Source organism: Bradyrhizobium sp. AZCC 1719 (genome assembly GCF_036924525.1).
GTDB lineage: Bacteria > Pseudomonadota > Alphaproteobacteria > Rhizobiales > Xanthobacteraceae > Bradyrhizobium.
Map to the genome: position 1 here is coordinate 1,576,533 of NZ_JAZHRU010000001.1, position 17,462 is coordinate 1,593,994.

A 17,462-nucleotide genomic window follows, 5' to 3' on the forward strand; every position below is an offset into this window, starting at 1 on the left:
GCGGTAATGCGCCTTTGCCCACCCTACGAATCTGCCGTGCATTGGCAGCCCTACTCGCCCTTCAGCTCTTCGGGCCGCGGCATCGAGATCACGTTGTAGCCGGAATCGACGTAGTGGATTTCGCCGGTGACGCCGGTCGAAAGATCGGACAACAGATAGAGCGCCGAGTTGCCGAGTTCGTCCAGCGTTACTCCACGCCCGAGCGGCGAATGCTTCTGCATGAACGCAAACATCGCACGGGAATCGCCGATGACCGCTCCTGCAAGGGTTCGCACGGGGCCGGCCGAGATCGAGTTAACACGAATTTTTCGCCCACCGAAATCGGCCGCGAGATAGCGCACCGAAGCTTCCAGCGCGGCCTTGATCACTCCCATGACATTGTAGTTCGGCATCACGCGGGTGGAGCCGCCGAACGTCAGGGTAATGATCGAGCCCCCGGATTCGGGCATCAGATCGGCAGCACGCTTCGCCGTCTCGGTGAAGGAAAAGCACGAGATGACCATCGAACGGGAAAAATTTTCGCGCGTCGTGTCGGCATAGCGGCCGCGAAGTTCGTCCTTGTCGGTGAAGCCGATGGCATGGACAAGAAAATCCAGATGGCCCCACTTGGCTCGCAGAGTTTCGAACACCGCATCAACACTGGCGATATCTTCGACATCGCAAGGCAACACGATGTCGGCGTTCAGCGATTGCGCCAGCGGCTTGACGCGCTTGCCGAGCGCCTCGCCCTGATAGGTGAAGGCGAGTTCGGCGCCCTGCGCGTGAAGCGTCTTGGCGATGCCCCAGGCGATCGAATGATCATTGGCGACGCCCATGATCAGCCCGCGCTTGCCTTTCATCAGATCTTGCATTGTACGCACACTCCATTGTTCCCCGACGTCATCACCCGCGAAGGCGGGTGATCCAGTATTCCAGAGGCGTCAGTGATTGAATCGAGAGGCCGCGGCGTACTGGATGCCCCGCCTGCGCGGGGCATGACGACCAATTGAAAACTACGCATCCAGCCGCTTGAACACCAGCGTGGCGTTGGTGCCGCCGAAGCCGAACGAGTTCGACAGCACGGTGCCGAGCTTGGCGTTGTCGATGCGCTTGCGCACGATCGGCATGTCGGCAAATACCGGATCGAGCTCGGTGATATGGGCGCTCTCGCAGACGAAGCCGTTGTTCAGCATCAGGAGCGAATAGATCGCCTCCTGCACGCCGGTGGCGCCGAGCGAATGGCCGGTCAACGCCTTGGTCGCCGAGATCGGCGGGCACTTGTCGCCAGTGCCGAACACCTTTCGGATCGCCTCGATCTCCGGCGGATCGCCGGCCGGCGTCGAGGTGGCGTGCGGATTGATGTAGTCGATCGGCGTCTTCACCGTCGAAATCGCCATGCGCATGCAGCGCTCGGCGCCTTCGCCCGACGGCGCCACCATGTCGTAACCGTCCGACGTCGCGCCATAGCCGACCAGTTCGCCGTAAATGCGCGCGCCGCGCGCCTTGGCACGTTCGAGCTCTTCCAGCACCACCACGCCGGCGCCACCAGCAATGACAAAACCATCGCGGCTGATGTCGTAGGGACGCGAGGCTGTCGCCGGCGTGTCGTTGTATCTGGACGACATTGCGCCCATGGCGTCGAACAGCACCGACAGGGTCCAGTCGAGCTCCTCGCAACCGCCGGCGAAGATCACGTCCTGCTTGCCGATCTGGATCGTCTCATAGGCGTTGCCGATGCAATGGTTGGAGGTCGCGCAGGCCGACGAGATCGAATAGTTCACGCCCTTGATCTTGAACCAGGTTGCCAACGTCGCCGATGCCGTTGATGACATGCCCTTCGGCACCGCGAACGGGCCGACCCGCTTCGGACCCTTGGTGCGCGCGATGTCGGCCGCCTCCACGAGCGTCCGCGTCGACGGTCCGCCCGACCCCATGATGATGCCGGTGCGCTCATTGGAGACTTCGTTGGGTTCAAGGCCGGAATCGCGGATCGCCTGCTCCATCGCGACGTGATTCCAAGCCGCTCCTTCGGCGAGGAATCGCATGGCGCGACGATCGATCACGTCAGCGGGATTGAGCGTTGGCGCGCCCTGCACCTGCGATCGAAAACCGAGCTCGGCGTGCTTTTCCGCACGCGTGATGCCGGATTTTGCCTCGCGAAGGCTCGCAAGCACTTCCTGGGTGTTGTTTCCGATGGATGAGACGATACCCATCCCCGTGATGACAACCCGCCTCATGATCGCCTCGCCTTGCCGTTTACGTTGTTCTGTGAAGGTGTGTTGCTGCTTGATCGCGTTGCTCAGCCGCCCGGCGCGGAGCCCTGCTTGAACAGCCCGACCTTCAGATCCTTGGCGCGATAGATAATCTCGCCATCCATGGAAAGCCAGCCGTCGCCGACGCCGAGCACCAGCTTTGAACGCATCACGCGTTTCATGTCGATGTTGTACACAACCTTGCGGGCGTTCGGCAGCACCTGGCCGGAGAACTTCAATTCCCCGAGCCCCAGCGCCCGGCCGCGTCCCTCGCCGCCGATCCATCCGAGGTAAAATCCGACCATCTGCCACATCGCGTCCAGGCCAAGGCAGCCCGGCATGACCGGGTCGTTCTTGAAATGGCAGCCGAAAAACCACAGGTCCGGCTTCACATCGAGTTCGGCGCGGATCAGGCCCTTGCCGAACTCGCCGCCCTTGTCGGTGATCTCGGTGATGCGGTCGAACATCAACATCGGCGGCAGCGGTAGCTGCGCATTTCCGGGGCCGAACATCTCGCCGCGGCCGCAAGCGAGCAAATCCTCGTATTCATAACCGCTGCGCCGATCCAGCATCGTATTCAGCCTCACCTTAGATGTCCCGATGGAGCGCTTTGAGTGAACCGGACCCGTTTCCCCACGGGAGAACGTTTGTTTCCCGCAATTTGGCGCTACTTAGGGTGCTATCGGCATTAGTCTCTGCCGAAATCGCATATGTGGTCCGCGCGCTCTGTAACATAGGCATTAGGGCCCGGCAAAGCACTGGAACGGGCTAAAACGCCCCATAGTCACGCTGGTTCCTCTTAACCTTGGGCCGGTTCTAGTTGCGAAAAACTTGCATCTACCTGATTTCCTTTTATATTGGGCAAGATTATTGCCCAAGTTAGCGCGTGTGGTATCCGAAGTGGACATGAACGACCAAGCCTCGCCCCTGAACGACGACGGTATCGATCCGGCTGCCCGCGCCGCTGGACACCAGCCGGCGTTGACCGGCTGTCCTTGGCACGACGTCAACGAAATGCTGCAGGCCGCAGGTCTGCGGCCCACCCGCCAGCGCATGGCGCTGGGCTGGCTCCTGTTCGGCAAGGGCGCCCGCCATCTCACCGCGGAAATGCTTTACGAGGAGGCGACGCTCGCCAAGGTTCCGGTGTCGCTGGCCACCGTCTACAACACGCTTAATCAGCTCACCGACGCCGGCCTGTTGCGCCAGGTCTCGGTCGATGGCACCAAGACCTATTTCGACACCAACGTCACCGCGCACCACCACTTCTATCTCGAGAACAATCACGAGCTGGTCGACATTCCCGATCCGCATCTGGTGCTGTCGAAGATGCCCGACGTGCCCGAGGGCTACGAGATCGCCCGCGTCGACATGGTCGTGCGGCTGCGCAAGAAGCGCTGATCTTCTCCGAACTATTGGCTGTCATTCCGGGGCAATGCGTCAGCATCGAACCCGGAATCTCGAGATTCTCAGGTGCGCAATTGCGCACCATAGTTCACGCTTCGCGTGCCCCGGAATGACGCTGCGCGTCAATCCACCCTCTCGTCCGCATACACGCCCCAGAGGCGCTGCTGCTCGATCCAGCCGTCAAAGCCATTGCCGACGACGCGGCACCAGCCATTGGCGCACTTCTTGACTTGCGCGACGACGCCGGCCTGCAGACGGGCGGCGACCGCGCTGGTTGGATCGGGACTATCGTACAGCGACGCCAACTCGTCCTTGCTCTTCATGGTGACGACCGCAGTGCGGCGGCCGGACAGCAGCGAATGATAGACCCAGCCCTCGGCGCCTTCGGAATCGCGCACGCGCCGCCAGTTCTCGAACTCGGCGGTGATTTCGACCGGCAGACCCGAGCGGGTATAGACCCAGGCGACGTCGTTGTCCTTGGTAGGACCGGCCCGCACATTCACATGATCGGATTTGAGGCTGACATATCGTGGCACCGGCAGGCCGCTCGTGGTGGTGGCCGAATCCTTGGCCGAAAACCCTGTGCTGACGGAAGCGACAAGCCAGCACGCCGCCAGCACCGCCACCGAACAGAAACGCCCCAATGCCATCAACCCGTCTCCTGCCGGGCCACGCCCAACTCGAATTCTCCGAGTTGAAACCGCCCGCTAACGCCCGAAACCCCAGACCCCGTGCCCCGCTTTGGCCGCACCCGGCTTGCGGCGACCGAGGGTTCTTGTCTTGGCCCGGTCTTCTGATAGAGAGGACGGAACGCCTAGAACCAGAACGCCCGGATTTTCTGCCGAAAATCCGAGGCAAGTATTGGGGAACCCAAGGGACTTAACCTCAGCAAACAGCCGGATACCGAGACCGCGTGGCCACCGCAGTGTCGAACAACCGGGTTAATGAGGTCTGAACGGTGCGCCTTCGCGCACCTCCCTCATGAGAGCAGGACATGTCGGTCAAGAAAAAACCTCTCGTCGTCGTCACTCGCAAATTGCCGGACTCGATCGAGACCCGGATGCGCGAGCTGTTCGACGCGAGGTTGAATCTCGACGATACGCCGATGACGCCGCAGCAGATTGCCGAAGCCAGCCGCTCGGCCGACGTGCTGGTGCCGACCGTCACCGACATGATCAGCGAGGAGATGCTCAAGCACCCTGACTGCAAGCTGCGCATGATCGCCAATTTCGGCAACGGCGTCGACAATATCGACGTCACGGCGGCACATGCGCGCGGCATCACGGTGACCAACACGCCGAAAGTCCTGACCGAAGACACCGCCGACATGACCATGGCGTTGATTCTTGCCGTGCCGCGGCGCCTGATCGAAGGCGCAACGATCCTCCCCGACGGCAAGAACTGGCCCGGCTGGTCGCCGACCTGGATGCTCGGCCATCGCATCGGCGGCAAGCGCCTCGGCATCATCGGCATGGGCCGCATCGGCCAGGCGGTGGCTCGCCGTGCGCGCGCCTTCGGCCTGCAGATCCACTATCACAACCGCCGTCCGGTGGCGCCTGTCATTGCAGAGGAACTCGGCGCGACCTATTGGGAAAGCCTCGACCAGATGCTGGCGCGGATGGACATCATCTCGGTGAACTGTCCGCATACGCCGGCGACCTATCACCTCTTGTCGGCCCGGCGGCTCAAGCTGATCCGCAAAGACGCCTACATCGTCAACACCGCACGCGGCGGCGTGATCGACGAAGACACGCTGGTCAAGCTGCTCGAAGCCGGTGACGTCGGCGGCGCCGGGCTCGACGTCTACGAGCACGAGCCCGCGGTCAATCCGAAACTGGTGCGGCTCGCCAAAGCCGGCAAGGTGACGCTGCTGCCGCATATGGGCTCCGCCACCATCGAAGGCCGCGTCGAGATGGGCGAGAAGGTGATCATCAACATCCGGACCTTCCTCGACAACCACAAGCCGCCGGATCGCGTGCTGCCCAGCATGCTGTAAGCCGGATTGGCCCGATATTACCCTCCCCTGGAGGGGGAGGGTCGGCTCACATTGAGCAAAGCGAAATGTGAGGCGGGGTGGGGTGATCTCTCCTCACGGGGCACTGTTAGACGTGGAGGGACCGTCACCCCACCCCGCCGCTCATTGCATGAGCGTCGACCCTCCCCCTCCAGGGGAGGGTGACAGCTACGTCTTGCTCTTCCGCCTCTCCCGCTTCCGCCATTCCGCGACAAAAGCCACGAACGCGGCAAGCGCCGGCGGCGGCTGGCGACGGCTCGGATAATACAGAAACGGTCCCGGAAACGGCGGGCACCAGTCGTCGAGCACGCTGACCAGCGCGCCCGACTTGATGCCGTAGCGTACATAACCCTCGAACGTCAGCCAGAAGCCCACCCCGTCATGGACAGCGCGCAACGCCAGCCCCAGATAGGTCGCGACCAGTTTGGCCGGCGGTGAAACCTTTACGACGCGGCCCGCTTTCTCGAACTCCCAATCCAGCATCGCGCCGCTGCCGAAGCGGGTGCGGATACAGGCATGGTCGAGCAGATCCTTCGGCGCTTCCGGTCGACCATGCTGAGCAACATATTCCTTCGACGCCACCACCGCGTAACGCTGTGGCGCCCCGAGCGAGACCGCGATCATGTCCTGCGCCAGATGTTCGCCATAGCGCACGCCGGCGTCGAACCCGCCGGCGACGATATCGACAAACGCACTCTCGCCGACGATCTCCAGCTCGATCTTGGGATGCTTCTCGAGAAACGGCGCGACCATCGGCGCCAGCACCAGGTCGATTGCCGGCGCCGGCGCATTGATGCGCAGACGCCCCGACGGCACGGCCCGCAGGCCGCGCACCTGATCGAGCGCCGCACCGACATCCGATAGCGCCGGGCCGACGCGCCCCAGCAACAACTCGCCGGCTTCGGTGAGGGCTACGCTGCGCGTGGTGCGATTCATCAGGCGCACGCCGAGCCGCTCCTCCATGTCGCGCAGCCGCTGGCTGAGGCTCGAGACGGAGACGCCTTGCTCGACCGCGGCACGCCGGAAATTCCGGGTGCGCGCCACGGCAACAAAAGCATCGAGGTCGCGGAGGTCGAGATCCTTCATTGTTCGATATAGTGAACAAGCTATTTGAAATTGTCCACCTTACCGGTTCAGTCGAGAAGGTTCATATCAACCGCGTCATCACGGCGCAGATCCGGCGCCGACTACGAGGAGAACCGCCATGGAAACACGCAAACTCGGCTCTACCGGCCCAACCGTTTCTGCCATCGGCCTCGGCTGCATGGGCATGTCAGACTTCTACGGCCCGGCCGACCGCAGCGAGAGCATCGCCACCATCCACGCCGCGCTCGATGCCGGCATCACCCTGCTCGACACCGGCGACTTCTACGGCATGGGTCACAATGAAATGCTGATCGGCGAAGCGCTTGCCGCGCGCGGTCGCGATAAGGTCCAGATCAGCGTCAAGTTCGGCGCGCTGCGCGATCCCGCAAAGAACTGGTCCGGCTATGACAGCCGCCCGGCGGCGATCAAGAATTTCCTCGCTTATTCGCTGCAGCGGCTGCGCGTCGAGACCATCGACATCTATCGGCCGGCTCGGCTCGATCCGGACGTGCCGATCGAGGAGACGGTCGGTGCGATGGCCGACATGGTGAAGGCCGGCTGGATCAGGCATATCGGCCTGTCGGAGGTCGGCGCGGAGACCATCCGCCGCGCCCATGCGGTGCACCCGATCCGCGACCTGCAGATCGAATACTCGCTGATCTCGCGCGGCATCGAGGACGACATCCTGCCGACCTGCCGCGAACTCGGCATCGGCATCACGGCCTATGGCGTGCTGTCGCGCGGACTGATCAGCGGACACTGGACGGCCGACCGCGGGACCAAGGATTTTCGTGCCATGAGCCCGCGTTTCCAGGGAAGCAATCTCGACGCCAATCTGGCGCTGGTGGACTCATTGCGTGCGATTGCAACCGAGCTTGGCGCCTCCCCCGCACAGGTCGCGATTGCATGGGTCGCGGCGCTGGGCAACGACATCGTGCCGCTGGTCGGCGCCCGTCGCCGTGACCGTCTCGCCGAGGCGCTCGGCGCGCTCGATGTCAAACTGACGCGGGCTCACTTGTCCGCGCTGGCCGAGGCGTTTCCGCCGGGCGTGGCGGCCGGCGCACGCTATCCCGAGGCGCAGCTTGCGCATATGGACAGCGAGAAGCGCGTCGGTGCGTGAGTGGATCGGGCACGCTACGCCGCGTGCCCGCTCAAATCGGTGATCGTGGGCGTATCGCCGTTGAGCGGGTTTTGCGGATCGCGCGCGTAACGCAGGGTTTCGAACCGCATCGCGCGTGCATCGACCATCACCAGTCGGCCAACTAGGCTCTCGCCGAAGCCGACGATCTCGCGGATCGCTTCCAGCGCCATCATCGAGCCCAGCATGCCCGCCAGCGCACCCATGACGCCGGCCTCGGCGCAGGCCGGAATGGTGCCGGGCGGCGGCGGTTCGGGAAACAGGCAGCGATAGGTCGGATTGAAGTGGCCGTCGGCGTCCCGTTCATGCGCCCGGATCGTGGTCAGCGATCCGTCGAACATCCCGAGCGCCGCCGTGATCAGCGGCTTGCCGGCAAAGAAGCAGGCATCGGAAACCAGATAGCGGGTCTCGAAATTGTCGGAGCCGTCAAGCACGAGATCGTAGTCGTCGATCAGCGACATCACGTTCCCCGCCGCGAGACGCACTCCATGCGCCTCGAAACGAATATGGGGATTGAGCGCGTGAACGGTCTCCGCGGCGCTATCGACCTTGCGCCGCCCGATGTCCGGCGTGGTGTGGATGATCTGCCGCTGCAGATTGGACAGCGAGACGACGTCGTCATCGACAGCGCCGAGCCTGCCGACACCGGCCGCCGCCAGATACATCAGGACGGGCGCGCCGAGACCGCCGGCGCCGATCACCAGCACGGACGCCGCTTTCAAGGCGGCCTGCCCGGGACCGCCGACTTCGCGCAGCACGATATGGCGGGCATAGCGTTCGAGTTCGTCGGCGCTCAGCATGGTGGTGTGCTGTCCTTCCTTCGCTGGCAAACCCTCATGGTGAGGGGATCCCCCTGAACCGGGGCGCGGTTGTTGCCGACTAAGCAGATGTGCTTAATTGGCCGGGCGTCAATGATCGCACTCTCCTTATTCTGCCGGGATTTGTCATGAGATTGGTGCTTTCAGCAACATTGATGATCGCAGCCTCGGTTTTTGTGATCTCCGGGGCCGCCGCGCAGACGCAAATGACGCCACCTTCCACGGCGGGCGCCAAGCCGAAGCAAGTCACGACGGTGCCGATCCGTCCCGCGCTGCAGAAGCCGGAAGACACGGCGAAGGCCTTAGGCCAGGCCGAACGGCTGGCGCTGCAGTCGGACCTCGCCTGGGTCGGGCAATATAACGGCGCGATCACCGGCGACGTCAGCGAGCGCATGGTCAATGCGATCAAGGAATTCCAGAAGTCGCGCGGGGCTAAGCCAACCGGCGTGCTCAATCCGCAGGAGCGCGGCCTCCTCGCCGATACTGCCAGGAAAAAGCAGGAGAGCGTCGGCTGGAAAATCGTCATCGATCCCGGCACCAGCGCGCGGCTCGGCATTCCCGCCAAGCTGGTACCGCAGCAGGCCAGCGACGCCAACGGCACCAAATGGACGTCACCAACCGGCACGATCCAGATCCAGCTTTCGCGGCGCAAGGAAGCCAATCCGACCACGGCGAAACTCGCCGAGCGCGAGAAGAAGGAGCCGGGCCGCAACATCGATTACACCGTGGTCAAGCCGGATTTCTTCGTGCTGTCCGGCCTGCAGGGCCTGAAGAAGTTTTATATGCGCGGCACCTTCAAAGGCGACGAGGTCCGCATCCTCACCATCATGTACGACCAGGCAACCGAGAACACCGTCGAGCCCGTGGTGATCGCGATGTCGAGCGCGTTCAACGCATTTCCGGCGCCTGCGCAGACGGCGGGGCCTCCCCCGCGCAAGAGCGTGGAATACGGCACCGGTGTCGTCGTCGGCGACGATGGCGCGATTCTGGCCGACCGCCAGATCACCGACGGCTGCCTCACGGTCGCGATCGCGGGGTTCGGCAATGCCGATCGTGTCGCCGAGGACAAGGAGCACGATCTGGCGCTCTTGCGCATCTATGGCGTGCGCGGGCTGAAGGCGCTCAATCTCGCCAATGCTGCCACCAAACCGGCGCTCGACCTCACCGGCATTGCCGATCCGCAGAACCAGGGCGGCGGCGCGGCGGTGACCAGCACCAAGGCCACGGTAGCCCAGCTAGGCGGCAGCAGCGACATCACGCTGACGCCCGCGCCGGCGCTCGGCTTCTCCGGCGCGCCCGCGCAGGACGGCGACGGCAAATTCGCCGGCATCGCGCTGTTGAAGCCGGTTCAAGTGGCGGGACCTACCAATGGCGTGCCGGCGGCGCAAGCGATGCTGGTGACCGCCGAAACGGTACGCGACTTCCTCAAGGCCAACGGCATCAACGCGGCTGACGGATCGACGGACGCCAAGGCGTCGGTGGTCCGCGTGATCTGCGTGCGGAAATAGTGCTCGTGTCCCGGACGCGGTGCAGCGTGTAGCGCTGCTCCGCAGAGCCGGGACCTATGCCGCGAAACGATAGGCCCCGGCTCTGCCGCGCATCGTCTCGGACTGCTTCGACAACTCGCTCGACGCCTGCAGCATCTGATGGGCGGCGGCGCCGGTATCGCGCCAATGACCCGTCATGCTGTTTCCCGCTTCTGCTGTCGTTTTCATCAGGACAAATGCGCCGCACGGCAGTATTTGCCCGGATGACCACATTTCCATAATCGGGCATCATTGCAAACTGACTGATTCGGACTACCGCGATCCCCTGACCTTTGGATCGGGCTGGGCACGTCTGAACGAGCGTGTAACTCGGCGCCGCAGAATGCGGCGCAGCTCGTGTGCCGTAACCAAGATGCCTTGAAAGCCATCCAAAGGATCTGAAATGCAGACGATCGTATTGGCCACCCAGAAGGGTGGCTCCGGCAAAAGCACGCTCGCCATCAGCCTTGCGCTTGCCGCCATCCGGGCCGGGCACAATGTCCGCCTGATCGAGACGGACTCACAGGGCACCCTTTCGAACTGGAAGCGCCGCCGCCCCTATGCCGCGCCGCTCGTCGAGCCGATCTATGCTGCCCGGGAGGTGGAACAGCGCCTGCAATCACTCGCGCGCGAGGGCGTGACCGTGACGATCGTGGATACCGCCGGCGGTATTACCGCCGCGACCACTTCAGCGATTCGCTATGCCGATTTCTGTCTGATTCCGACCCGTCCGAGCATTGCCGACATCGAGGCAACCGCCCCGACGCTTAGCTGTATCAGGGCGTGGAGAAAGCCGTTCGCCTATGTCCTGAACCAAGCCCCAATCCGGGGCGCGGCGCGCCTCGCCGGCGCGGAAAACTTGCTGAGCGACGAGGCCGCGCTGGATATCGACGATATAGTTGCCCGCCCCATCATCATGATGCGGAACGATCACCAAGATGCGCTGACGGCCGGCCTTGCGGTCTGCGAATACGCGCCAGGCAGCAAATCCGCCGAGGAAATCCGCGATCTCTGGCAGTGGATCGAAACGCGGCTGGGCAACGTCGCGGCCGCCAGCGACGAACCGATCATCGAGAAGTTCGTGGAAATGGAAAGGCGCACGAGACTTCCGACAGTGGCTGCGCTTACCTCCATCGTGAACGACACGGCGCTGTTCCTGAGGGTGCAGGCCCGAAACTGACAACCCTTCCCCGCGACGCGGGGAGCGAGCGACTTGTCCGCCATAGCTTGAAGAGCAAAGACGAAAGCAATCCAGCCGACCAGCCCCGCTGGATTGCTTCGCTCCGCCTACCTGTTCCGGCGCAGCCATTGTTCCCGCGTCACACGCCATCGTTCCGCCAGCGTCTGACCGTTGTGATGGGCAAGCTCGGTGTAGCCGACCAATTCGGCGCCGGTCTTTTGCTTGACCCGGCGCGATGCCTCATTGGTTACCGCGTTACAGACGTAGAAAACCTCGAGACCCAGTACGCCGAAGACGAAATTGTTCACCTCCGCGACGGCTTCACTCATCAGGCCTTGATTCCAATAGCGCTCCGCGAGCCAGAAGCCCCGGTTGCCCTTCGCATTGTCCGACCTCGGGCGAAAGCGAATATTCCCGATCGCCTCGCCATCACCGCCGCGCAGCACCAGCATCCAATTATAGATCTCTTCCCCCGCGGCGACCCTCTCCAACTCCCTCGTGATGAAAGTCGTCGCGCCGTCCTCCGGATATGGCCAGGGGACAACCGATGCGAGATGCTGGATGATATTCCAGTTGTTGAAATGGCGCTGGATCGCCGGCGCATCGGACAGCGCGAGCGGCCGCAAGATCAGTCGCTTCGTTTCAAGCGTCGGCGTGTTGGTTATTTCTGACATTTCGGGCACCAGAAGGTTGAACGGCCGTTCTGTACGAAGCGTCGCACGACGCCGCCGCAGCCTTTAGTTTGGCACTTCTCGCCCTCGCGGTCATAGACCTGGAACGAGTGCTGGAAATAGCCGAGCTCGCCCGAGGTCAGCCGGTGATCGCTGATCGAGGAGCCGCCGGCCTTGATCGCCTGATTGAGCACTGTGTGAATTGCATTCACCAGCCGCCCGGCGTGATCGGTCGGCTCGCCCTTCTTCGTTGCCAGCGTCGCCGCCAACCGCCGCGGCGAGAGATGCGAGCGGTACAGCGCCTCACAGACATAGATATTGCCGAGACCGGCGACCACGCGCTGGTCGAGCAGCGCGGCCTTCAGGCTGGTCTTCTTGTTGAAACACGAGCGCGCCAGCATCCCGGCGTCGAATTCGTTGCCGAGCGGCTCCGGACCGAGCCCCTTCAATAGCGGTTCATCCTCCAGCACGTTGCGGGCAATAATCTTCATGTAACCGAAGCGGCGCGGATCATTGAACACGACGGATCTGCCCGACGACATGTGAAACACCACGTGATCATGAGCGCGGTCCTCGCTGCGCGGATGGTGGAATTGGCCGGGCGTATTGTTAGTGCCGCCATCGAGCACCCGGAACGAGCCGGACATACCCAGATGCATCAGCAGCACATCGCCGGAGGTAAGATCCGCCATCAGGTATTTGGCGCGGCGGCCAAGGCCGGTCACGGTCTGGCCCTCCAGCCGAGCGATAAAGTCTTTTTGAAAGGGAAACCGCAAATCCTTGCGCCGGGCTTCCGCCTTGAGGATTTTCGACCCCTCCATGGCGGGTTGCAGGCCGCGGCGGACGGTCTCAACTTCGGGCAATTCAGGCATGAAGGCATTCACCTTATGGAGGTGACGTGATAGCGCCATTGCGACGGGCGCGCTATGGTCCGCTAGTGGAGTACATCTAATGGTTCGGCCGGATCAAACCACCCATTTTGGCTTCAGGGACGTGCCCTTAGGGGACAAGCAGACGCTGGTGAACGACGTGTTTCACAGCGTGGCAAGACGCTATGACCTGATGAACGACCTGATGTCGGCGGGCCTGCACCGGGTCTGGAAAGACATCATGATCACGGCGCTCAACCCGCCGAAAAGTGATGCGCCGTTTGCGCTGCTCGACGTCGCCGGCGGCACCGGCGATATCGCCTTCCGCGCGGCCAAGGCCGCAGGCTTTGGCTTCCGCGCCACCGTCTGCGACATCAATGCGGATATGCTCGAGGTCGGCCACAACCGCGCGCTGGCGCAGCATCTCGACCATCAGGTGTCTTTCGTCGAAGGCAATGCCGAGGCGCTGACTTTCCCGGATCGCTCCTTCGACGCCTACACCATCGCCTTCGGCATTCGCAACGTGCCGCGGATCGATGTGGCGCTGCGCGAGGCCTATCGCGTGCTGCGGCCGGGCAGCCGATTCCTGTGTCTGGAATTCTCCACCGTCGACGTTCCCGGACTGGACTGGCTGTACGACCAGTTCTCGTTCAGGGTGATCCCGCCGCTCGGCCGCGCCGTGACCGGCGATGCCGAATCCTATCAGTATCTCGTCGAATCGATCCGGAAATTTCCCCGGCCCAATGTATTTGCCGAGATGATCCGCGGCGCCGGCTTTGCGCGGGTGAAGTGGGAAAGCCTCTCCGGCGGGATCGTGGCGCTGCATTCGGGCTGGCGCTTGTGATTTCTGCGGCGACCCACATCGCGCGGCTTGTCCGCGCCGCTTACGTGTTCGCGCGCGAGGGCGTGTTCGGCGTCGTCGATCCGAGCCTGGTGCCGGCGCCCGGGCAGCTCGCGCTGCGACTGGCGCGATTGATCGAACGACCCGGCGCCAAATCCGGCCCGCGACTATCCCGCGCGCTGACGCGGCTGGGACCGGCGTACCTCAAGCTCGGGCAGTTTCTGGCGACCCGCCCCGACGTGGTCGGGGTTGCCATGGCGCGCGACCTGGAAAGCCTGCAGGATCGGCTGCCGCCGTTTTCGCAAAGCGAAGCGGAAGCGGTGATCGCACTGTCGCTGGAACGCTCTGTGGCCAAGGCCTTTGTCAGCCTCGGCCCGGCGGTCGCCGCCGCGTCCATCGCGCAGGTGCATCGCGGCGAGATCGAGCGCAATGGCGTGCGCCAGCCGGTCGCCGTAAAGGTACTCCGGCCCAACGTCGCCTCGCGTTTTCGCCGCGACCTCTCCGACTTCTTCTTTGTCGCACACAACGCGGAGGCGCATTCGGCCGAAGCGCGGCGGCTGCGGCTGATCGAGGTCATCAACACGATGTCGCGCACGGTCGCGATGGAGATGGACCTGCGGCTCGAGGCTGCCGCTCTTTCCGAGATGGCGGAGAACACCCGCGACGATCCGGATTTCCGCGTGCCGGCGGTCGACTGGGACCGCACCACCCATAACGTGCTGACGATGGAGTGGATTGACGGCATCGCACTGAACGACCATGCGCGCCTCGAAGCAGCGCAAGTCGATTTGCCCGACCTTGGGCGCAAGGTGATCCAGAGCTTCCTGCGCCACGCGCTGCGCGACGGCTTCTTTCATGCCGATATGCATCCCGGCAATCTGTTTCTCGACGACACCGGACGGCTTGTGGCGGTCGATTTCGGCATCATGGGCCGGCTCGGCGTGAAGGAGCGGCGTTTCCTCGCCGAAATTCTCTTGGGCTTCATCACGCGCGACTACCGCCGCGTTGCGGAAGTCCATTTCGAGGCCGGCTACGTGCCGGGGCATCATTCGGTGGAAAATTTCGCGCAAGCCATCCGCGCCATCGGCGAGCCGATCCACAACCGCACCGCCGAAGAAATCTCGATGGCGAAGCTGTTGACCCTGCTGCTCGAGGTCACCGGCCTGTTTGACATGCAGACCCGGCCCGAACTGATCCTGCTGCAGAAGACCATGGTGGTGGTCGAAGGGGTAGCCCGGGGATTCGACCCCAAGCTCGATATCTGGAAGGTCGCCGATCCCGTGGTGCGCGAATGGATCGAGCGCAATCTCGGCCCGCTCGGGCGGGTTCAGGGGGCCATGACCGGCGCTGGCGAACTCGGCCGCGTGATGACGGGCCTGCCGGCGATCGCCTCGCGGGCGGTTGCCGTGATCGAGAACATGGAAAAGATGACCCGCGAAGGCCTGACGCTGTCGCCGGAGACTATTGCGGCCCTGGGCCGGGCCGAAGGCCGCAAGAGCCGCTGGCGCACGGTGGCGCTGTGGATCATCGCAGCGACCTTTATCGGAATTCTGTTTGCGATCCTGCAGTTGTGATTGCAATGCTAGCATAGCGTGCTAGCATTGACGGCATAGTTTTGCCGGAGGCCGTCCTATGGCCAGCCTGACCATCCGAAAACTCGATGAAACCGTCAAAGCCTATCTGCGGCTCCGGTCGGCGGGAAACGGCCGCTCCGTCGAGGAGGAAGTCCGGGTCATCCTGGGAGAACTCGTCCAAGGGCGCCCCGAACTATCAGGCGCCAGCACGTCACCACCATCCGCAGAGGCCAACGCACAGGCAGTGCCGGTCAGCGCCTCCAGCGAACGGAGTGTCACCCTGATCATCGGCGGCGGAATCGCCGCTTTCAAGTCGCTGGAGCTGATCCGGCGGCTGAAGGAGCGACACGTTCACGTCCGCTGCGTGCTGACCAAGGCAGCCCAGCAATTCGTCACGCCGCTTTCCGCCAGCGCGTTGTCGCATGAGCGCGTCTATACGGACCTGTTCAATCCCGAGAGCGAATTCGACGCCGGACACATCCGGCTGGCGCGCGAATGCGATCTGATCATCGTGGCGCCGGCGACCGCCGACCTGATGGCGAAGATGGCGCACGGCCATGCCGACGATCTCGCTACCGCCATCCTGCTGGCAGCCAACCGGCCAATCCTGCTGGCGCCTGCGATGAACCCCCTGATGTGGAACAACGCCGCCACCCGCCGCAACGTGATGCAGCTTCGCCGCGACGGCGTTCACATGATCGGCCCCAACGCCGGGGAAATGGCCGAGTCCAATGAGGCCGGCATCGGGCGGATGTCGGAGGCGGTCGAGATTGCCGCCGCCGCCGTCGACATCCTGCGCCCGCCGCGGCCGCGTCCGCTCGCGGGCAAGCGTGTGCTGATTACGGCAGGGCCGACGCATGAGGCGATCGATCCCGTGCGCTATATCGCCAACCGCTCGTCCGGCAAGCAGGGTTATGCCATCGCCGCCGCGGCACAGGCCGCGGGCGCGGACGTCACGCTGGTGTCCGGTCCGGTCGACTTGCGCGATCCCCCCGGCGTCACGGTGATCCGGGTCGAATCGGCGCGTGACATGCTGCATCGGGTGGAAGCCGCCTTGCCGGCGGACATCGCGATCTTCGCCGCCGCCGTTGCCGACTGGCGCGTTGCCAATGAAGGCGAGCAGAAACTGAAAAAGACGTCCGCCGGCATGCCGCAGCTCGCACTGGTGGAAAATCCCGACATTCTGGCGACGATCTCGAAACTGAAGGAGAAGCGTCCGCCGCTGGTGATCGGCTTTGCCGCCGAGACCGAACATCTGATCGACAACGCAAAAGCCAAGATCGCGCGCAAGGGCTGCGACTGGATCGTCGCCAACGACGTTTCGCCTTCAACCGGCGTGATGGGCGGCGACCGCAACACCGTTCACCTGCTGACGCGCGATGGCGAGGAGATCAACGTCAACAGCATTAAAGTGGAATCTTGGCCGGTGATGACCAAGGAACAGGTCGCAGCCGAACTGGTGGCGAAGATTGCGCAGACCATGGAGAAGAATTCGTGAGCGTGACGGTGAAGGTCGACGTCTGCCAATTGCCACATGGCGAAGGTCTCGCACTGCCGGCCTACCAGAGCGCCGATGCCGCCGGGCTTGATCTGCTGGCGGCGGTGCCTGCGGATACGCCGCTGATCCTCCCGCCCGGAAAATTCGCGATGGTGCCGACCGCACTCACGATCGCGTTGCCTTCCGGATATGAGGCGCAGGTGCGGCCGCGCTCCGGCCTTGCCGCCAAACACGGCGTCACGGTGCTGAACTCGCCCGGCACGGTGGATGCGGACTACCGCGGCGAGATCAACGTGCTCCTGATCAACCACGGTGATACGCCCTTTCCGATCAAGCGCGGCGAGCGCATCGCGCAGATGGTGATTGCGCCTGTGGTGCAGGCGAAATTGGTTCCCGTCACTTCGCTGGCGGCAACCGGCCGTGGCAGTGGCGGTTTTGGCTCGACCGGACGCTGAATCGTTCGGTTTGAACGGTTCTGAACGATGCCGCCTTGATTTTTTCACAGGCAGTTTTGCGTTCACGGTCTGGACTCTTACCGGTCGACTTCCGAAGGGGATACTCTCGACCCGATTCGTGTAGAGCGCGACCAGCAAAAGTGGGGTCCGGTTTTGT

18 protein-coding genes are annotated in these 17,462 nt (G+C 63.5%); 9 read left to right on the forward strand and 9 right to left on the reverse strand.

Features of this window, described 5'->3' with window-relative positions; translation table 11 throughout:
- Positions 1 to 50: 50 nt before the first annotated feature.
- The 3 genes from fabI to fabA form a co-directional block, all read right to left on the reverse strand.
- On the reverse strand, positions 51 to 851 hold the full coding sequence (gene fabI / locus V1292_RS07545; RefSeq protein WP_028347866.1) for an enoyl-ACP reductase FabI: 801 nt from the start codon (positions 849 to 851) through the stop codon (positions 51 to 53).
- A 141-nt stretch (positions 852 to 992) separates the two neighbouring features.
- Positions 993 to 2,216, reverse strand: a complete 1,224-nt coding sequence (fabB, locus tag V1292_RS07550) for a beta-ketoacyl-ACP synthase I (RefSeq protein WP_334371490.1) — start codon at positions 2,214 to 2,216, stop codon at positions 993 to 995.
- A gap of 62 nt (positions 2,217 to 2,278) precedes the next feature.
- Positions 2,279 to 2,803: a 3-hydroxyacyl-[acyl-carrier-protein] dehydratase FabA gene (gene fabA, locus V1292_RS07555; protein WP_057844746.1), complete on the reverse strand. Its 525-nt coding sequence runs from the start codon at positions 2,801 to 2,803 to the stop codon at positions 2,279 to 2,281.
- A gap of 334 nt (positions 2,804 to 3,137) precedes the next feature.
- Between fabA and irrA the strand changes: the two genes are divergently transcribed.
- Positions 3,138 to 3,629: an iron response transcriptional regulator IrrA gene (irrA, locus tag V1292_RS07560; RefSeq protein ID WP_057844747.1), complete on the forward strand. Its 492-nt coding sequence runs from the start codon at positions 3,138 to 3,140 to the stop codon at positions 3,627 to 3,629.
- 128 nt (positions 3,630 to 3,757) lie between these two features.
- Here the strand turns inward: irrA and V1292_RS07565 are convergent, their stop codons facing one another.
- A complete protein-coding gene (locus tag V1292_RS07565; protein ID WP_334365903.1) occupies positions 3,758 to 4,285 on the reverse strand; it encodes an SH3 domain-containing protein in 528 nt (175 codons plus the stop codon).
- Between the two features lie 344 nt (positions 4,286 to 4,629).
- Here V1292_RS07565 and V1292_RS07570 point away from each other — a divergent pair, with 344 nt between their 5' ends.
- On the forward strand, positions 4,630 to 5,631 hold the full coding sequence (locus V1292_RS07570; protein ID WP_334371491.1) for a 2-hydroxyacid dehydrogenase: 1,002 nt from the start codon (positions 4,630 to 4,632) through the stop codon (positions 5,629 to 5,631).
- A 186-nt stretch (positions 5,632 to 5,817) separates the two neighbouring features.
- Here V1292_RS07570 and V1292_RS07575 read toward each other — a convergent pair whose 3' ends face one another.
- Complete coding sequence (locus tag V1292_RS07575) at positions 5,818 to 6,735, reverse strand: LysR family transcriptional regulator (protein ID WP_334371493.1); 918 nt, start codon at positions 6,733 to 6,735, stop codon at positions 5,818 to 5,820.
- Positions 6,736 to 6,853: 118 nt separating this feature from the next.
- Here V1292_RS07575 and V1292_RS07580 point away from each other — a divergent pair, with 118 nt between their 5' ends.
- Positions 6,854 to 7,855 (forward strand): aldo/keto reductase, encoded by a 1,002-nt coding sequence (locus V1292_RS07580; protein ID WP_334371494.1) that lies wholly within the window; start codon positions 6,854 to 6,856, stop codon positions 7,853 to 7,855.
- A 14-nt stretch (positions 7,856 to 7,869) separates the two neighbouring features.
- Here V1292_RS07580 and V1292_RS07585 read toward each other — a convergent pair whose 3' ends face one another.
- Complete coding sequence (locus V1292_RS07585; RefSeq protein ID WP_334371496.1) at positions 7,870 to 8,673, reverse strand: HesA/MoeB/ThiF family protein; 804 nt, start codon at positions 8,671 to 8,673, stop codon at positions 7,870 to 7,872.
- Positions 8,674 to 8,819: 146 nt separating this feature from the next.
- On the opposite strand from V1292_RS07585, the gene V1292_RS07590 reads away from it, so the two are divergent.
- Positions 8,820 to 10,199, forward strand: coding sequence for a serine protease (locus V1292_RS07590; protein ID WP_334371498.1), 1,380 nt, complete (start codon positions 8,820 to 8,822; stop codon positions 10,197 to 10,199).
- Positions 10,200 to 10,253: 54 nt separating this feature from the next.
- Here V1292_RS07590 and V1292_RS07595 read toward each other — a convergent pair whose 3' ends face one another.
- On the reverse strand, positions 10,254 to 10,376 hold the full coding sequence (locus V1292_RS07595) for a hypothetical protein (RefSeq protein WP_334371501.1): 123 nt from the start codon (positions 10,374 to 10,376) through the stop codon (positions 10,254 to 10,256).
- Between the two features lie 244 nt (positions 10,377 to 10,620).
- On the opposite strand from V1292_RS07595, the gene V1292_RS07600 reads away from it, so the two are divergent.
- Entirely contained in the window at positions 10,621 to 11,397 is a 777-nt protein-coding gene (locus V1292_RS07600) for a nucleotide-binding protein (protein ID WP_334371502.1), read from the forward strand.
- A 107-nt stretch (positions 11,398 to 11,504) separates the two neighbouring features.
- Here the strand turns inward: V1292_RS07600 and V1292_RS07605 are convergent, their stop codons facing one another.
- Both V1292_RS07605 and mutM read right to left on the reverse strand, forming a co-directional pair.
- A complete protein-coding gene (locus V1292_RS07605) occupies positions 11,505 to 12,071 on the reverse strand; it encodes a GNAT family N-acetyltransferase (RefSeq protein WP_334371504.1) in 567 nt (188 codons plus the stop codon).
- Positions 12,059 to 12,940 (reverse strand): bifunctional DNA-formamidopyrimidine glycosylase/DNA-(apurinic or apyrimidinic site) lyase, encoded by an 882-nt coding sequence (gene mutM, locus V1292_RS07610; RefSeq protein WP_334371506.1) that lies wholly within the window; start codon positions 12,938 to 12,940, stop codon positions 12,059 to 12,061. Before mutM ends, V1292_RS07605 begins: the two co-directional genes overlap by 13 nt.
- A gap of 79 nt (positions 12,941 to 13,019) precedes the next feature.
- Between mutM and ubiE the strand changes: the two genes are divergently transcribed.
- The 4 genes from ubiE to dut are packed head-to-tail and all read left to right on the forward strand — an operon-like array spanning position 13,020 to position 17,305.
- The gene (gene ubiE / locus V1292_RS07615) at positions 13,020 to 13,781 is read left to right on the forward strand and encodes a bifunctional demethylmenaquinone methyltransferase/2-methoxy-6-polyprenyl-1,4-benzoquinol methylase UbiE (RefSeq protein WP_334371508.1); all 762 of its coding nucleotides are present in this window, start codon (positions 13,020 to 13,022) and stop codon (positions 13,779 to 13,781) included.
- Positions 13,778 to 15,352, forward strand: coding sequence for a 2-polyprenylphenol 6-hydroxylase (ubiB, locus tag V1292_RS07620; RefSeq protein WP_334376969.1), 1,575 nt, complete (start codon positions 13,778 to 13,780; stop codon positions 15,350 to 15,352). The genes ubiE and ubiB overlap by 4 nt, the downstream gene beginning before the upstream one ends.
- A gap of 58 nt (positions 15,353 to 15,410) precedes the next feature.
- The gene (gene coaBC / locus V1292_RS07625; protein WP_334371510.1) at positions 15,411 to 16,850 is read left to right on the forward strand and encodes a bifunctional phosphopantothenoylcysteine decarboxylase/phosphopantothenate--cysteine ligase CoaBC; all 1,440 of its coding nucleotides are present in this window, start codon (positions 15,411 to 15,413) and stop codon (positions 16,848 to 16,850) included.
- Positions 16,847 to 17,305, forward strand: a complete 459-nt coding sequence (gene dut / locus V1292_RS07630; protein WP_334371512.1) for a dUTP diphosphatase — start codon at positions 16,847 to 16,849, stop codon at positions 17,303 to 17,305. The genes coaBC and dut overlap by 4 nt, the downstream gene beginning before the upstream one ends.
- Positions 17,306 to 17,462: the final 157 nt, after the last annotated feature.

Bases quoted from the DNA above. Each gene is read 5' to 3' on its own strand.
- fabI (WP_028347866.1), bottom strand. From the start codon at position 851: ATGCAAGATCTGATGAAAGGCAAGCGCGGGCTGATCATGGGCGTCGCC.
- fabB (WP_334371490.1), bottom strand. From the start codon at position 2,216: ATGAGGCGGGTTGTCATCACGGGGATGGGTATCGTCTCATCCATCGGA.
- fabA (WP_057844746.1), bottom strand. From the start codon at position 2,803: ATGCTGGATCGGCGCAGCGGTTATGAATACGAGGATTTGCTCGCTTGC.
- irrA (WP_057844747.1), top strand. From the start codon at position 3,138: ATGAACGACCAAGCCTCGCCCCTGAACGACGACGGTATCGATCCGGCT.
- V1292_RS07565 (WP_334365903.1), bottom strand. From the start codon at position 4,285: ATGGCATTGGGGCGTTTCTGTTCGGTGGCGGTGCTGGCGGCGTGCTGG.
- V1292_RS07570 (WP_334371491.1), top strand. From the start codon at position 4,630: ATGTCGGTCAAGAAAAAACCTCTCGTCGTCGTCACTCGCAAATTGCCG.
- V1292_RS07575 (WP_334371493.1), bottom strand. From the start codon at position 6,735: ATGAAGGATCTCGACCTCCGCGACCTCGATGCTTTTGTTGCCGTGGCG.
- V1292_RS07580 (WP_334371494.1), top strand. From the start codon at position 6,854: ATGGAAACACGCAAACTCGGCTCTACCGGCCCAACCGTTTCTGCCATC.
- V1292_RS07585 (WP_334371496.1), bottom strand. From the start codon at position 8,673: ATGCTGAGCGCCGACGAACTCGAACGCTATGCCCGCCATATCGTGCTG.
- V1292_RS07590 (WP_334371498.1), top strand. From the start codon at position 8,820: ATGAGATTGGTGCTTTCAGCAACATTGATGATCGCAGCCTCGGTTTTT.
- V1292_RS07595 (WP_334371501.1), bottom strand. From the start codon at position 10,376: ATGACGGGTCATTGGCGCGATACCGGCGCCGCCGCCCATCAGATGCTG.
- V1292_RS07600 (WP_334371502.1), top strand. From the start codon at position 10,621: ATGCAGACGATCGTATTGGCCACCCAGAAGGGTGGCTCCGGCAAAAGC.
- V1292_RS07605 (WP_334371504.1), bottom strand. From the start codon at position 12,071: ATGTCAGAAATAACCAACACGCCGACGCTTGAAACGAAGCGACTGATC.
- mutM (WP_334371506.1), bottom strand. From the start codon at position 12,940: ATGCCTGAATTGCCCGAAGTTGAGACCGTCCGCCGCGGCCTGCAACCC.
- ubiE (WP_334371508.1), top strand. From the start codon at position 13,020: ATGGTTCGGCCGGATCAAACCACCCATTTTGGCTTCAGGGACGTGCCC.
- coaBC (WP_334371510.1), top strand. From the start codon at position 15,411: ATGGCCAGCCTGACCATCCGAAAACTCGATGAAACCGTCAAAGCCTAT.